Raw genomic sequence first — 15,511 nt, 5'->3', positions numbered from 1 at the left:
AAAAGCGAGTATTACACTCGCTTTTTTTGTTTATTTATCTCCAGGCCTTGTATTGATTGATTAAGCCATTGGTAGAACTATCGTGACTTTCTACCTTTTCATTACCATCTAACTCTGGTAGAATTTTCTTGGCCAGTTGCTTACCTAATTCAACCCCCCACTGGTCGAAACTGAAAATGTTCCAGATTACGCCCTGAACAAAGATTTTATGCTCATAAATGGCTACCAGGCTACCTAAAGTATATGGTGTTACTTTTTTCAATAGGATAGAGTTGGTTGGACGATTCCCCTCAAACACTTTAAAAGGAGCAATTTTTGAAATTTCTTCTTCTGATTTGCCATCTTTTTTCAATTCTGAAACCACTTCATCCTCGGTTTTGCCATTCATTAAGGCTTCTGTTTGGGCAAAAAAGTTAGACAGTAAAATCGGATGATGGTCGCCAAGCGGATTTAAGCTTTGTGCAGGTGCGATGAAATCGGCTGGAATGATTCTCGTTCCCTGGTGAATCAATTGGTAGAAGGCATGCTGGCCGTTTGTTCCAGGTTCTCCCCATATAATTGGTCCGGTTTCATAATCCACTTCGTTCCCGTTTCTATCTACATGTTTACCATTACTTTCCATATCTCCCTGTTGGAAATAGGCAGCAAAACGGTGCATGTATTGGTCGTAAGGTAAAATTACCTGCGTTTCGGCGTTATAGAAATTGATATACCAAACCCCAAGCAAACCTAATATTACCGGAAGATTATTTTCAAAATCAGCAGTTTTAAAATGATTATCTGCGGCATGTGCACCGGCAAGCAGTTCCTTGAAGTTATCAAAGCCAATACTTAAAGAGATTGATAAACCAATAGCACTCCATAAAGAATAACGGCCGCCAACCCAATCCCAAAACTCGAACATGTTTTCAGTATCAATACCAAAGGCAGATACATCTTTTGCATTGGTAGATAATGCGGCAAAATGTTTTGCGATGTCATTTTCTTTACCACCTTTTCCTAAAAACCATGAACGGGCAGAGTGTGCATTAGTCATGGTTTCTTGTGTCGTAAAAGTTTTCGATGCCACTAAAAACAGAGTCGTTTCTGCATCTAAACCTTCAAGGGTTTCTGCAAGGTGTGTACCATCAATATTAGATACAAAATGAATGGTTAAGTGATTTTTATAGTGTTTTAAAGCCTCAGTAACCATCACCGGTCCTAAGTCAGAACCTCCAATACCAATATTTACAATGTCTGTAATGGCTTTGCCGGTATAACCTTTCCATTCGCCACTGATAATGCTGTTGCTAAACTTTTCCATTTTGGCAAGCACCGCATTTACATCCGGCATTACATCTTTACCCTCAACTAAAATCGGCGTATTGCTTAAATTACGCAGGGCGATGTGAAGTACAGAGCGGTCTTCCGTTTCGTTAATCTTATCACCCGCATACATTGATTTTATCGCTTCATCCAATTTACACTCACGCGCCAGTTGGATCAATAATGCCAAAGTTTCATCGCTAATGCGGTTCTTGCTATAGTCTAATAGAATATCCTCAAAAAAAACAGAAAACTTGTTGAAACGATCTGCATCTTCAGCGAAAAGATCTTTAATACTTTTCTGGTTAATATCAATAAAATGATCGGCTAAATATTGGTAAGCCGCTGTTTCTGTAAAATTTATTTTCGGTAACATAATCTTTGTTTTTTTGTAAAAGTAATAAAGCAAAAATTTAAAACGGTCTTTTTAATGTTCAAAATTGATGGTTTTTTTATTATTTAAAGGATTGGTTTTCGGATTGTAATTTGCCTTAATCATGCCCTGGTTTCACGGTTTTCTAGTGATATAGCCCTACGGATACTAACAAAATTGTATTATCAATCAAAAATTCTTAGCTTCGATCACCATTTCACCTAAAATTTAACTCCTTTTTTATGAAATATACCTATCTCATTGGGTTATCTTTAATTTCTTTGAGTTCATTTGCTCAAAAATCGCCTCTAAAAGCAGAGGTTTCAAAAAAAGCAGATGCCATTGAACAAAAAGTAATCGCATGGCGGAGAGACTTTCACGAACATCCGGAACTCGGAAATGCAGAGGTAAGAACGGCAGGCATTGTTGCAAAACACCTTACTTCTTTAGGTTTCGTAGTAACTACTGGTGTGGCTAAAACCGGGGTAGTGGGTATATTAAAAGGTGGTAAACCTGGTCCGGTGGTTGCCTTACGGGCAGATATGGATGCCTTGCCAGTAACTGAACGCGTTGATCTTCCTTTTGCATCAAAAGTTAAAACGCAATACAACGGGCAGGAAGTTGGTGTAATGCATGCCTGCGGACATGATAGTCACGTTGCCATACTCATGGGCGTTGCAGAAGTATTGAGTTCAATGAAAAAAGAAATTCAGGGCACGGTTAAATTTATTTTTCAGCCCGCCGAAGAAGGTGTACCTGCCGGTGATGAGGGTGGTGCAGCTTTAATGATCAAAGAAGGCGTGTTAGAAAACCCAAAGGTTGATGTTATTTTCGGCTTGCATATTAATTCTCAAACTGAAGTTGGAAATGTAGCTTATCGCCCTGGCGGAACAATGGCCGCTGTTAATGATATGAAGATTACCATTACCGGTCGTCAGGCGCATGGTGCATATCCATGGAGTGGTATCGATCCGATTGTGGTCTCTGCACAAATCATTAATAATTTGCAAACCATTGTGAGTCGCAATTTGAATCTGACGGAGAACCCGGGTGTAGTTACTGTTGGCGCTATTAACGGAGGTGTGCGCTCCAATATCATTCCGGAGAAGGTTGTTATGCTAGGTACGGTTCGTAATTTCAGTAATCAGGATGAGGCGATGTTTATCGATCGGATTAAAACAATTGCCACCAAAACAGCTGAGGCATATGGCGCAACAGCCGAAGTTAAAATCCCATTCAGTAGCCATTATCCGGTTACGTTTAACAATATAGCCTTAACAGAAAAAATGCTGCCAAGCATGCAGGCTACTGCCGGTGCGGATCATGTTTTGCTCCGCCCTCCGGTTACTGGTGCAGAAGATTTTTCATTCTTTCAAGAGAAAGTACCAGGCTTATTCGTGTTTTTGGGCGGGATGCCAAAGGGTAAAGATCCTTTAAAAGCACCTTCGCACCACACACCAGATTTCTATTTGGATGAAAGCGGATTTGTATTGGGCGTTAAGTTGCTTTCCAATTTAACGCTTGATTATATGGGCATGAAGAAATAGTTCAAAAGGGCGTTACCCTGTTTAGGATAATGATTAAACAAAATTCATTTCTCGTTAAAATGCTTTTTGCCATGCGCTATGCTCAATGCGATTTTATATATTTGCCATTATGACAAAAGAAAATTTGCAGGATTTAAGGGACAGAGTAACGTCCCTGAGGAGGCATCTTTGACGTTGATGAGCTACTTTACGCCATTCGCGAAGAAGAAAAATTAACCATGGCACCCGATTTCTGGGATGATCCAAAAAAAGCAGAAAAAATTCTGGCAGAAATCGGTTCAAAGAAAAAATGGACAGATGGTTTCAATGATGCCAATAATGCAGTAGAAGATGCTGCCGTAATGCTGGAGTTTTTTCAGGCTGGCGATGCTTCTGAAGCAGAAATGAAAGAACAGTTCGAAGCGAGTACTAAAGCTGTGGAAGAACTGGAACTGAAAAATATGCTTCGCAACAAGGAAGATCAGCTTTCTGCGGTGATGCAAATCACGGCAGGTGCAGGTGGTACAGAAAGTTGCGACTGGGCGTATATGCTGATGCGGATGTACATCATGTGGGGGGAGAAAAACGGCTATAAAATAACCGAACAGGATAGCCAGGAAGGGGAGATTGCCGGAATTAAATCGGTCACGCTTCAATTCGACGGTGATTTTTCTTACGGATATTTGAAAGGTGAAAACGGTGTACATCGTTTGGTAAGGATTTCTCCATTCGATTCCAATGCCCGCAGGCATACCTCTTTTGCTTCCGTATATGTTTATCCGTTGGTAGATGATACCATCCAGATCGACATTAATCCGGCAGATATAGAATTTGAAACTTTCAGGGCAGGTGGTGCAGGCGGACAGAACGTAAACAAAGTGGAAACTGCGGTTCGTTTATACCATAAGCCATCGGGGATTATCATTAAAAATCAGGAGTCGAGATCGCAATTGCAAAATAAGGAAAATGCCATTCGCTTACTGAAATCTCAATTGTATGAAATTGAAGAGCGTAAGCGGAATGATGCCATTGCAGCAGTAGAAGGTTCGAAGAAAAAGATTGAGTGGGGATCGCAAATCAGAAGTTATGTGCTGGATGACAGAAGGGTTAAAGACCACCGCACCAATTACCAGACATCAAATCCTGATGCCGTTTTAAATGGCGATATCAACGACTTTTTGAAAGCATACTTAATGGAATTTTAATATGGTTAAAACATCACTTTTTATCACACTGTTGCTTATGGTTTTCAGTCTTTCAAATGCCCAGGAAGTTATTCCAATTTACGCAGGGAGTATTCCGGGCGCAAAGCCTACACCATCAACCTATGTAGAAAATACAGAAGTGAGGGCAAACGGAACATTAAGCATCACCAAAGTATCTATCCCTACTTTAACTGTTTTTAGGGCGCCAAAAAATATTGCAACTGGTGCAGCGGTAATTATTTGTCCGGGTGGTGGTTACGGTGCGCTGGCTTTTAGTCATGAAGGGATAGATGTGGCGAAGCGTTTCAATGCCATTGGTGTTACGGCGTTTGTATTCAAATATCGTTTGCCAAGCGATCAGATCATGCTTGATAAAACCTATGGCCCGTTACAGGATGCGCAACAGGCGATTTATCTGGTGAAAAAGAACGCAAAAAAATTCGGAATCAAAAAGAAAAAAGTCGGCATTATGGGTTTCTCCGCAGGCGGGCATTTTGCTTCTACCCTGGTAACGCACTATAATGATTTGAAAATCGCAAATCCGGAAAAAATAGATCTTCGTCCAGATTTTGCAGTATTGGTTTATCCGGTAATTAGTTTCGAAGAATCTGTGCACGCCGGAACAATGAAAAATTTATTGGGTGATAACCCTGCAGATAGCCTGAAGCATTATTTCTCCGCAAATAAAAATGTTGATCAGCAATCGCCACCAGCTTATTTTGTTCATGCGAAAGATGATAATGCCGTTCCTTATGCCAATAGTATCTTAATGAGTGAAGCGCTAAAGGGCAAAGGTATTAATTCAGACGTTTACCTTTATGAAAAGGGGGGGCATGGTTTTGGCTTAATTAATAAAACTTCAGATGTGGATTGGTTTAATCTGATGGCAGACTGGCTGAAAAAGCAAAAGTTCTGACATTTCGCAATAGCTTGAAACGTAGATTTGCGAAAGCAAAATCTGCTGGCAATAAGTTGAGTTAATTTTTAATATATTTGTCGCCAGTAGTTTACGTCCTCAGTTATTATAAAAATGAGTAATAAAATTAAATTTTGTATGGTAGCATTTGTTGCCATGGTTTCTATTTTCAGTTGCAAGAAAGAAATTGATTACAGCGATCCTAATAGTAATGGCTGTCAGTTAATTAGCTGGAAAGTAACCAGCGGTTTTGATGATTTTACGCTCAGTTTTGAATATAATGCAGCTGGTCAGGCAATCAAAGAGTCTCTTTCCTCCGGCGAAACCTACACCCGTGTATTTACTGCAAGCAAAATTACAGGTACTGATCAGGATGGCGTTGTGGATGAACTTGTTTTATCCAAGGGAAGGACAATATCCAGTGGAAGCGGGGGAGAAATTGAGGCTGGCGTTACGAGATTTGAAAACACCAAAAAGTATGGCTATGATGCAGATGGGTACCTTAATAAAGTTGAAACATATCAAGGTGGAATTTTAGTGGAAACTAACGTTTTTAGCTACGCAGATGGCAATTTAATTAAATCTGTGATTAGAGAAGGCTCAACCGGAGAAATCCAGAATACTACAACATTTACCTATAGAAGTGAAAAAGCTGTCAATACATCTTTTAGTTCAGACCCATTAACAACTTTCGTTGATTACCAGAAAGGTGGTTATTTTGGCAAAGCCTCAAAAAATTTCATAGCCTCAGAGTCTTACACCTCATTTGATCCATTAGGGAGTATTTTGGTGATAGACAATTCCGTATATTCATATCAGTTTGATTCGAAGGGGAATGCAACCGTATTAAATAAAACATCTACGTCTACACTTTACAATGGTGGTGCAGGTACACCCGATACATCAACCGATAAGTATGAAATGATCTACAATTGCAAGTAGCACCTAAACTGCGGCTGCATCGTAAATATAAAATTATCGTAATTTGGCATGTTGAGCTTTTTCTAAGCGCTGTTGATCACTAATTTTAACAATTTTTATGCTGCCTATCAATTATAATATCGTGGAAAAGAAAAGATCCTGAATCAAGTTCAGGAAGACGATCGTTTTAACCCACTGCTGATAAATATCTCAAGAAGCGTTTCGCTTGGGAAACACCGAAACGAAATCAAAAATATTCATATCTTGATTTACAATACAGTCGCCATTTATTTTTTCAATTCGGTATCAATAACATCAAGCAAGCCGTTTTTATAAGGATCATCGTTTAATTCCCAAAACATAATACCGTTGAGTTTCTGGTCAATTACATACCTGGTTTTTAATGCAATTGATTTTTCATCATCGAATGTTACTAAACGTTTGGTGGTGGCATTGTAATAGTATGGGGCTTTTGCTTCATCATCCCAAAAATATTGATAGCCACTTTCTTTGCTGAAAAACGATTTATAATCTCTGGATGAAACACCATCAATAAATTTTGTTGGCTGATATAAACCATGGTTGGCATCAGTGGTATTTTCAAATATTCTACCGTAAAAAGCAGCACCTAAAGCGATTTTATCGGCAGGAACGCCGTATTTAATCATTTCTTTTATTGCAAAATCTGCTGATAGCTGTTGTTTTTTGGTGGAGTAAAGCGGCGTATGGTGACCGCTTGTTTTTGCATAACCGCCCACCAGATCGTAGCTCATCAGGTTTACCCGATTAACTAAAGGCATTACCTTTTTCCACTCAAAGCAAGAATCCAGGCAGTTCTTACTTCCGCCGGCAGCAAAGCTGATTTCTGCTTTTTTACCCAGTTCATCTCTTAATGCCTTAATCAGCAAAGTGAAGTTTTGCTTGTCGGCCTCCATATATTTATGACCCGGGTAGCCTTCTACCGCCGGATATTCCCAATCGATATCGATGCCATCTGCCTTGAAATAATCCATAAGGGATTTAGTTGTTTTAGCAAACATTTTTCTTCCGTTAGCCCTGCTAAAAACTTCAGAGCAATCGGGGCAGGCACTCCAGCCACCCATCGCAATCATTACTTTTAAATCAGGGTTTCGCTTTTTTAAACCAACCATCCTGGTAATCAGGGCAGAATCTTTTGCAGAACTGATATGGAGACTATCGCCTTTTAAATGGCCGAAACTGTAAATAAGGTGACTAATTTTTTCTATCGGGAAACTGTCAATCACTGTTCCTTTGCCCGTGTAATAGGCAATCACATGGGGTTTACTGATTTTTTGTGCCGAAAGGTTAGTGCTGAAGAAAATAAACAGGCAGGTAAGGGAAAGAAAAAATAGTGATTTAGTTTGCATCTTAAAATGTTAATTGGTTTTGGGTTCTTCTTTAATAATATCTTGTAGTTCGTTTAATTCCTTAACTTTTTCTGTCGCACCGGCATTTTCGTAAGCAGAAATCAGGTTTCTGATTACCCTACGGATAATATCGGTATTGCTGCAAGGTTTATAATACTCGGGAAGGGGCTCTAAATTTAACTGACGCAGAAACTGATCTACATCATGTTTGCCGAAGATATTTCCACGGTTAAAGGCGTTGATGTAAAATAAAACACTATAATCGGTCCCTTCCTGCTTGCTGTCATCAATATAGCCTAAAATAAAATGTTGCGGCAAGTTGATTCCGTAAACCGGCAGGTCTAATTTTTGCGCAAGCGTAGAGTAAATAATCGCAAGCGAGATCTGGTTTCCCTTCTTGCTTTCTAAAACCTGGTTTAAATAGGAGTTTTGGGGATCATGGTGGTTTTTAGTATTGCCGCCAAAACCATATTGCTGATACAAAACATGATTGATCAGTTTTACCTTCTCTACCGAACTCATCTCATATTGCAAACCCAACCAGATATCGCGTTTAATTTCTTCGATTTGATTAATGATTTTTTGTTCGTCAAGATCAGGATATTGGTAACGGTTGATAATCGTCGCGCCTTGAAGTAAATCAAATGCACCACTTAAATACCATAAGTTCAGGTCTTCTTTAACCGTATTGAACTGAATCTGATGCACAATATTTTCAATACGTTCCTGCAAAAGACCATCAAAAGATTGCTCCCAGGCATTTTCAAGATAATGGATAACTTCTCCACCATATTCGAGCAATTTTTGTTCTACATGATGATATACCTCTTCATCAGGATCATCGAGCAATTTTACTAAAGCACTTATCTCTGTGATATTTTCCATAAAATATATAACCTGTATGCGGCGATTAATTACTTTTGCAGTATGCTATTTCAATTTATCACCGATTACCTAAAACATCGATTAACAGCAAAAACGAGACATGGAACGCACTCACCATTTGTGTACAAGCTCGCTGATGAGGTAATTTACAATTTTACCGACAAATCTGAATACAAAAATATAGAACAACAAAGAAAAAAACTTTTTTCTGACGAATCCATTATCACCGTTACAGATCTCGGTGCTGGTTCACACCTTAATAAAAACAGAACAAAGAAGGTAAATCAGATTGCCAAGAATGCATTGAAAAGCCCGCGTTTAGCAAAGCTGATTTATCGTTTGGCAAAAGATACTAACCCCAAAACTGCAATAGAGTTGGGAACCTGTTTGGGGATTACAACTGCTTATTTGGCTAAGGCATGTCCCGATGCGGAAATTATTACCATAGAAGGTTGTCCGCAAACGGCTGAAGTTGCCAGGCAAAACTTTAACGATCTGGACCTCAGTAACATTGAGCTTCATGTTGGCAATTTCGATGGTATTTTGCCTGATATCATTGCAAGGCAACCCAGCCTTGATTTCGTTTATATTGATGGCAACCATAGAAAAGACGCTACGTTAAATTACTTTAAATGGTGCTTGCCAAAGGTTACTGAAGATTCTTTATTAATTTTTGACGACATTTATTGGAGCAAGGGCATGAAAGAAGCCTGGGAAGAGATCAAAAATCATCCGGATGTTACCGTAACGGTAGATTTGTTCTGGATAGGGTTGGTTTACTTTAAAAAAGGCCAGGTGAAAGAACATTTCAAGTTAAAATTTAAGCAGTGAAAATCGAACCGAAATTAAGAGGCATTCAAAAGATGTCGGCTTTATATATATTGCTGATCAGTCTTTTTGTTGGCGTATCAGGTTTCTTTGCGTCGCTGCTTTTTCAAACTGAAACACTTACCCATATCATGTTTGGCTGGGATATTTTCTGTCTTATGTTAATTAGCATGCATTGGTATATGTTCTTCAATACTTCTACTGCAGAAACTCGTTTAAAGGCAGTGAAGCAAGATGAAACCCGGGGCGAAATTTTTGCCATTGTTTTAGTCTCTACTTTCGCAGGCTTACTTGCCGTAGTTTTATTGCTAATTAATCATGATGTTAAACCGCTCGATCTGGTTATCGCAATTTCAGGCATGTTTTTATCCTGGTTTCTCGTTCACACTACTTTCAGTATGCGGTATGCACATCTTTTCTATGAAAATAGTAATCAGATCTCAGCATCTGAAAAAGGATCGGGATTAGAATTTCCCGGAGATGATGCGCCAGATTTTATCGATTTTGCTTATTTTTCCTTTGTGCTCGGCATGACTTTCCAGGTTTCTGATGTGGAAATCTCTTCCCGCAAAATCAGACGACTTTCGCTGCTCCACAGTTTGATTGCTTTTGTTTTTAATACTGTAATTGTAGCATTGACCATCAACGCGCTCGCAGGGTTGAGTAAATAAGTGGCTCATTTGCATTGATATTAATTGCCCACTGTCAAGGTTTGCAGGCATAACATAGATAGGCTTTGCTTTGCCTGAAGTTAAATTGCCTGTTTGTAAACAAGCATTAACCCGGACTTAAAACGGAGTTGAGTCGGAGTTTGTTCGGACTTGTGACAATCGTATCCGGATAAACGCCGTTTGATGCCTGGCAAATATGGGTTGCAAGCTCAACTATTCACAAATAAATCCTATCTTTAGTATAATCATCCCATAATCTCAAAAATTATGGCAATATTAAAAGATGGAGTAAACGGTGGATTCACCGGAAAAGTTGGAAGCGTAGTCGGCTACCAGCTAAATGGCAAATGGGTAATTAGAAGTTTACCGAAGCCCAGCAAGAAGAATCAGAAAGGTTCTGCCGGCCAGCATAAGTGCAGGGGTAAGTTTGCAAGCATGCAGTACTTTCTTTCTCATGTTCTTAACTTTGTCCGTGTGGGCTTTAATATAGATTCGAAGGCCAAAGGAATGTCTGCACATAATGCTGCAAAATCCTATAATATGCTCCATGGTTTCAATGGCGATGGAAAAATTGACTATTCACAAATCAGACTTGCTCAGGGAAAATTACTCCCGCCTGAAAATCACAGTGTAGTGTTTAACGAACTGGGGCTGCTGTTTACTTGGGATAAGCAGACCGATGCCGGTTATCTTCTTGCCAGCGATCAGGTGATGCTACTGGCTTTTGATGATAAAAATGATTTTTCCATTTGTATAACCAGCGGAAATAGAAGATCTATCGGCGAACAGTTGCTCTCCATACCTAAAGCCAGGCAAGCGGAGGCATATCATACCTGGATTGCATTTGTATCGGAAGACCGGACTATGGTGTCCAATAGTATATATGCAGCATTTGGAGCCGCAGACCCTGTTATCCAGAAATTTTCCAAGTCTTTGTAAGGTGTATACTGCTTGGTTGCTAAAAGCATCCTGCGTTTGCTAATATCTATATGGCTTTCATTATCAGCTAACTATTTAATTTGTTTCCTGTTATAACTGTAAAATCAGTAATATAACTTGTTTTGCAGTTGTATAACTGAAAAATAAGTTATATGTTTGGGTATGGAAGAATTAACCAAAACGGAAGAACGCATTATGCAGGTTTTATGGCGACTGCAAAAAGCTTTTGTGAAAGATATTATTGATGAATTGGATGATGAGCCTAAGCCTCCTTATAACACGATTTCTTCTATCGTGCGGCTTTTGGAAAAAAAAGGCTATGTAAATTACAAGGCTTACGGTAAAACTTACGAGTATTTCCCTGCCATCACTAAAGACCAATATACCAAGACAACTTTTTCTAAGCTATTTTCCGGTTATTTCGATAATTCACCAGCGAGCCTTTTATCCTTTATGGTGAAAGAAGAAAAGTTAAGTGAAAAGGATATCGAAGAGATCAAAAAAATCATCAACCAAAATCAGAACAAATGATTTTAATCTATTTACTCAAGGTTTCCGCTTGTACTGCACTATTTTTTGTAATGTATCAACTGTTTTTGGCGAAGCTCACTTTTTTTAATTTGAATAGGATTTACCTGTTGCTGATGCTGTTATTGAGTTTCACCATTCCGGCATTAACGGTGGAACGCATACATGAAGTAAGTGTGGCTGATCGGGAAAATAATCCTGAAGTGGTTTACAGTAAAGAAACTGGTTTTGAAAAAGATGCTGTTGAAGGCCGTCATTCTACAAACCCTGGCTTTAGCTGGATGGATACGCTCACTTATATATATGCTGGTGTGTCGGTCATGTTTTTATTAAGGTGGTTATGGATGTTTTTTTATATTAAAAATCAGCTGCGTAAATATAAGGTTGGGCAGGAGGATGATGCTTTGCTGGTTCAGTCTCAGTCGACCATAAAAAATTGTTCCTTCTTTAATACGATTGTGATTGATTCGGCTTTGCGCCCAAATGAGCGGGCGTTAGTAATCAAGCACGAACGGGTTCATGTACAACAATTGCATGCATTTGATAAGGCGCTGGTGAATCTGGCTACCACTGTTCTTTGGTTCAATCCGGCGATTTATTTCTGGAGAAACGCCGTAGACCATAATCATGAATTTCTGGCAGACCGAGAAATATCAAGAATAGCTGATAAAAATACTTATGCTTCTTTACTGTTGAGCCTGGCGATGCCGGCAAAGAACTACGCCATCAATAGCTTTAGTAAACTTCCGCTAAAAAACAGAATTATGATTATGTACAAAGAACCAAATTCAAAGCTTCAGAAGCTTTCTTATTTTCTAACAGTACCAGTTGTCTTTATTTGTTCAGTCGCATTTGTAAACCGCAAAGATGTGGAAATTAACAAAGCTGCATTGGCTAAAAATCCAACTGAAATCACCGCCATCGGCACTTCAGGGTTGGCTTATTCTGAATATGCAATCAATGTGAACCCCAATGCGACTTCTGCGTTCAAAGCCAGGGAGATGGTATTGGTAGTAGATGCTGGTCATGGCGGTAAAGATGATGCAATTACGGCATTAGATGGACAAAAGGAAAAAGACTTAAACCTTCGTGCAGTTAAGATCTTAAAAGAAGAAGCTGCAAAAAGAGGTATAAAAGTTATCCTGACAAGAAGCGACGATCAGTTTTTATCACTTCGTGATCGCTTGCCAAAGCAAAAAGCCACAGCATTTATTTCCATCCATCATAATGCTTCACTTGATCATCAAACGGCATCAAATGGAATCGAGGTCTACGTTTCCAAACTGAACAGCAACATCAAAGTGGCCGAAAATTTGGGTATAGGCATCCTTAATAAATTAAACGGACTAAAAGGCATTGAAGTAAAAGATGCTTTGAAAGATGCCAATCTCCTTTTGTTAAGGGAAGCTAAGGTGCCTGCAGTATTAATCGAACTGGGAAACCTCTCAGACGAAAATAATCTGAAGTTCATCAACGAAGAAAAAAACATTCGCAAAGTGAGCAATCTCATTTTGGATGGATTTGTACAGTTTTCAGAGGGCGGTTGCTAAAAAAAGCTTATGGAATGGATACTTTATTTAAAGTAAGTGCTTGCAGTCAATTATTTAATGCATAAGATTATATTTTCTATTCTTATATTATTTGTGTGTTTGTCAAGTGAGGCACAGATTAAATTTTCGGGACGAATAACTGATCAGCAAAGCCGAAATATTCCTTTGGTTAATTTAAAACTTATTGATGAAAAGAATAATGTAAGGTATACTCAAACTGATAGCCTGGGCTTTTATGCTTACTATAATTTAAAGTCTGGTCAATATTCGGTCGATTTTACAAGTATTAATTTTGAGACTGAGCGCCGTAAGTTTAGCTTAAAGCTAGATACGATCATGAATATTCGGCTTAGAAATACTTCTCATAAGCTTGCTGATGTTGAGATAAGTAGCAAAAAACCTTTAATAGAACGTAAAATAGACCGAACAGTCTTTAACGTAGAAAGCAGTGTTTCTGCCATTGGAACCGATGCTTTGGAGTTGCTGGCAAAAGTTCCTGGTGTAAGGGTTTTAAATGGAAGGATTTCGCTCATTGGTAAAGGTGTAGTAAATGTGATGGTCAATGATAAGTTGATCCAATTAACGGATGATGAATTATCAACTTACCTTATGTCTCTTTCATCAGATCAAATTTCAAAGATAGAAGTGATTACCAATCCGCCGGCAAAATATGATGCACAAGGGAATAACGGACTCATTAATTTTGTAATTAAAAAAGTTAACACGTCTGGCTTTAAGGGGGCCGTAAATGCAGTTTTGACACAGGCTACCTATCTAACAGCTTCTACTGGTGGAAACTTTAGTTATCAAAAGGATAAAATTACCATCAACACCAGTTTTAATATTAGAAAAGGGTCTCTGGTGCCTTTTGAGCAAACCAATATTTTTTATCAAAATCAAACCTGGAATACCGTAAATAAGGATAGGAACTTCAGAACCGTTCCTTCCGTACAATTGAGCATAGATGATCAGTTGTCAAAAAAGACCTTATTGGGTATATCATACAATGGCGGTTTAACAAATTTTCATTCTGAAGAAAATATAAAAACAGCGATTTACAATCAAGCCGGAAGAATTGATTCCGTGCTAAATTCTGATGCAGCTGCAAAGATCAGGTCTGATTTTAGCGCAGCAAATGTGTTTCTAAAACACCTTATTGATTCAACAGGAAAGCAGATTATTTTGAATGGAGACTGGTTTGGTTATCATGAAAACAGGAGCAGGTTTTTTAATAATACCAGTTATCTGGAGCAAGGAAATGTGATTCCAAATTCATTTGCTGAATATTTATCTGCCAGTAAGCAAATCATCAACTTTTTTACAGTAAAAGTAGATGCAGATTTACCATTCAAAACCTTTAAGATATCAATGGGAGCAAAAATTAGCTTTATTAATAACCAAAGTGATGTGGCCTTTTTTAATAAGGAAAATAATGGCTATGAACCTGATATAAGTCAGGTTAACAATTTTAACTATAAAGAAAATACCCAGGCACTTTATCTGGATTGGAATAAAAGGAGCCATGCATGGGAATTTAAAGTTGGATTACGTGGAGAATATACCCAGGTTAATGGTACTTCAATCAATGAGGGTAATCAAAATCGGTATTTCCAGCTTTTTCCCACTGCCTTTATCTCTTACAAACTAAATGAGCAAAGTGTTTTTTCTATTCACTACGGGCGAAGGATAAATCGCCCTGCTTACCGGAAACTAAATCCTTTTCGCTGGTATAGCAATCAGTTTGCCTATGCGGAAGGAAATCCTTTTTTAAACCCATCATTCAATCACAATATGGAGTTTTCGCACAGTTATAAAAATAAACTAATCAGCGCCTTTTCCTTTAGTAAAACCCTAAATGGCTTTAATGATATCAATTTTGTAGATGAATTTAGCAATATTCAGTTTTCCAAACCCATTAATTTTATCACAGGCAATAACTACCAGTTGAGTAACACCGTAATAATAAATCCTTTTAAAGTTTGGCAGAGTATTAATCAGATTGATGTTTTCTACAATGCAGCGAAATCTAATATCATGCAAACAGTACATAACCTGAACGGATTTGGAGCTTATTTCTCCACCTCAAATCAACTGATACTGAATAAACCTAAAACTGTTTTTGCTGATGTAAATTTCTGGTACCAGTTGCCAACAGTGGACGGTTTGAATAATAATAAAAGCCAATATAATTTGGATTTAGGTATTAAAGCCTTGTTCTTAAATAAGAAACTTCAGTTGGCAATCAGTTCAAGTGACTTATTAAGAAGCAATCAGTACCGCTTTACCAGTTTGATCAATAATATTAAGCAAGAATATAAAAATTATTATGACGCCAAGCAACTCCGCATTACAGTTCGGTATAACTTTGGGAATGATAAAATTAAGCAGTTAGATAGAAAAGCCGGAAATGATGAAGAACGAAAAAGGAGCAATTAAGTAGTTTATGCTGTTTTTATGTTCAGCATAAACTTTGGTT

The 15,511-nt window shown here is 38.3% G+C and carries 13 protein-coding genes; 10 read left to right on the top strand and 3 right to left on the bottom strand.

Annotated elements, in window-relative coordinates; genetic code table 11:
• Positions 1-34: 34 nt before the first annotated feature.
• Positions 35-1,681, bottom strand: a complete 1,647-nt coding sequence (pgi, locus tag GJU39_RS08595) for a glucose-6-phosphate isomerase (RefSeq protein WP_154280381.1) — start codon at positions 1,679-1,681, stop codon at positions 35-37.
• A 239-nt stretch (positions 1,682-1,920) separates the two neighbouring features.
• On the opposite strand from pgi, the gene GJU39_RS08590 reads away from it, so the two are divergent.
• The 4 genes from GJU39_RS08590 (at position 1,921) to GJU39_RS08575 (ending at position 6,267) form a co-directional block, all read left to right on the top strand.
• Positions 1,921-3,225, top strand: a complete 1,305-nt coding sequence (locus tag GJU39_RS08590; protein WP_154280380.1) for an amidohydrolase — start codon at positions 1,921-1,923, stop codon at positions 3,223-3,225.
• Positions 3,226-3,334: 109 nt separating this feature from the next.
• Positions 3,335-4,409 (top strand): peptide chain release factor 2 gene (gene prfB, locus GJU39_RS08585; protein ID WP_154280379.1). Its coding sequence is split into 2 segments (ribosomal slippage): positions 3,335-3,394 and positions 3,396-4,409, totalling 1,074 coding nucleotides; the frame shifts between segments, so codons are not numbered across the junction.
• Position 4,410: 1 nt separating this feature from the next.
• Positions 4,411-5,325 carry an alpha/beta hydrolase gene (locus GJU39_RS08580; protein ID WP_154280378.1) on the top strand — a complete coding sequence of 305 codons (915 nt, stop codon included), beginning with the start codon at positions 4,411-4,413 and terminating at the stop codon, positions 5,323-5,325.
• 114 nt (positions 5,326-5,439) lie between these two features.
• Positions 5,440-6,267, top strand: a complete 828-nt coding sequence (locus GJU39_RS08575) for a hypothetical protein (protein WP_154280377.1) — start codon at positions 5,440-5,442, stop codon at positions 6,265-6,267.
• Positions 6,268-6,533: 266 nt separating this feature from the next.
• Here GJU39_RS08575 and GJU39_RS08570 read toward each other — a convergent pair whose 3' ends face one another.
• Together GJU39_RS08570 and GJU39_RS08565 are read right to left on the bottom strand one after the other, a co-directional pair.
• Positions 6,534-7,634: a glycoside hydrolase family 18 protein gene (locus GJU39_RS08570; protein ID WP_154280376.1), complete on the bottom strand. Its 1,101-nt coding sequence runs from the start codon at positions 7,632-7,634 to the stop codon at positions 6,534-6,536.
• Positions 7,635-7,643: 9 nt separating this feature from the next.
• Complete coding sequence (locus GJU39_RS08565; protein WP_154280375.1) at positions 7,644-8,519, bottom strand: transglutaminase-like domain-containing protein; 876 nt, start codon at positions 8,517-8,519, stop codon at positions 7,644-7,646.
• A 42-nt stretch (positions 8,520-8,561) separates the two neighbouring features.
• On the opposite strand from GJU39_RS08565, the gene GJU39_RS08560 reads away from it, so the two are divergent.
• From GJU39_RS08560 to GJU39_RS08535, 6 genes are all read left to right on the top strand, one after another.
• Positions 8,562-9,350 carry an O-methyltransferase gene (locus GJU39_RS08560; RefSeq protein ID WP_154280374.1) on the top strand — a complete coding sequence of 263 codons (789 nt, stop codon included), beginning with the start codon at positions 8,562-8,564 and terminating at the stop codon, positions 9,348-9,350.
• The gene (locus GJU39_RS08555; RefSeq protein WP_154280373.1) at positions 9,347-10,018 is read left to right on the top strand and encodes a DUF1345 domain-containing protein; all 672 of its coding nucleotides are present in this window, start codon (positions 9,347-9,349) and stop codon (positions 10,016-10,018) included. Before GJU39_RS08560 ends, GJU39_RS08555 begins: the two co-directional genes overlap by 4 nt.
• A 267-nt stretch (positions 10,019-10,285) precedes the next feature.
• Positions 10,286-10,957, top strand: coding sequence for a DUF6266 family protein (locus GJU39_RS08550; RefSeq protein WP_154280372.1), 672 nt, complete (start codon positions 10,286-10,288; stop codon positions 10,955-10,957).
• Between the two features lie 162 nt (positions 10,958-11,119).
• On the top strand, positions 11,120-11,488 hold the full coding sequence (locus tag GJU39_RS08545; protein WP_154280371.1) for a BlaI/MecI/CopY family transcriptional regulator: 369 nt from the start codon (positions 11,120-11,122) through the stop codon (positions 11,486-11,488).
• The gene (locus GJU39_RS08540; protein WP_154280370.1) at positions 11,485-13,035 is read left to right on the top strand and encodes an N-acetylmuramoyl-L-alanine amidase; all 1,551 of its coding nucleotides are present in this window, start codon (positions 11,485-11,487) and stop codon (positions 13,033-13,035) included. Before GJU39_RS08545 ends, GJU39_RS08540 begins: the two co-directional genes overlap by 4 nt.
• A gap of 57 nt (positions 13,036-13,092) precedes the next feature.
• Positions 13,093-15,471 (top strand): outer membrane beta-barrel family protein, encoded by a 2,379-nt coding sequence (locus GJU39_RS08535; RefSeq protein WP_154280369.1) that lies wholly within the window; start codon positions 13,093-13,095, stop codon positions 15,469-15,471.
• Positions 15,472-15,511: the final 40 nt, after the last annotated feature.

The sequence above is a fragment of the Pedobacter petrophilus genome (assembly GCF_009674725.1).
Taxonomy (GTDB): Bacteria; Bacteroidota; Bacteroidia; order Sphingobacteriales; family Sphingobacteriaceae; genus Pedobacter; species Pedobacter petrophilus.
Note: the sequence above shows the minus strand (reverse complement) of the source record. Positions and strands in the feature narration are given on the sequence as shown.

Excerpts from the sequence above, each read along its gene's own strand:
- pgi (WP_154280381.1), bottom strand. The coding sequence starts at position 1,681 with ATGTTACCGAAAATAAATTTTACAGAAACAGCGGCTTACCAATATTTA.
- GJU39_RS08545 (WP_154280371.1), top strand. The coding sequence starts at position 11,120 with ATGGAAGAATTAACCAAAACGGAAGAACGCATTATGCAGGTTTTATGG.
- GJU39_RS08570 (WP_154280376.1), bottom strand. The coding sequence starts at position 7,634 with ATGCAAACTAAATCACTATTTTTTCTTTCCCTTACCTGCCTGTTTATT.
- GJU39_RS08535 (WP_154280369.1), top strand. The coding sequence starts at position 13,093 with ATGCATAAGATTATATTTTCTATTCTTATATTATTTGTGTGTTTGTCA.
- GJU39_RS08540 (WP_154280370.1), top strand. The coding sequence starts at position 11,485 with ATGATTTTAATCTATTTACTCAAGGTTTCCGCTTGTACTGCACTATTT.
- GJU39_RS08565 (WP_154280375.1), bottom strand. The coding sequence starts at position 8,519 with ATGGAAAATATCACAGAGATAAGTGCTTTAGTAAAATTGCTCGATGAT.
- GJU39_RS08550 (WP_154280372.1), top strand. The coding sequence starts at position 10,286 with ATGGCAATATTAAAAGATGGAGTAAACGGTGGATTCACCGGAAAAGTT.
- GJU39_RS08560 (WP_154280374.1), top strand. The coding sequence starts at position 8,562 with ATGCTATTTCAATTTATCACCGATTACCTAAAACATCGATTAACAGCA.
- GJU39_RS08590 (WP_154280380.1), top strand. The coding sequence starts at position 1,921 with ATGAAATATACCTATCTCATTGGGTTATCTTTAATTTCTTTGAGTTCA.
- GJU39_RS08580 (WP_154280378.1), top strand. The coding sequence starts at position 4,411 with ATGGTTAAAACATCACTTTTTATCACACTGTTGCTTATGGTTTTCAGT.
- GJU39_RS08575 (WP_154280377.1), top strand. The coding sequence starts at position 5,440 with ATGAGTAATAAAATTAAATTTTGTATGGTAGCATTTGTTGCCATGGTT.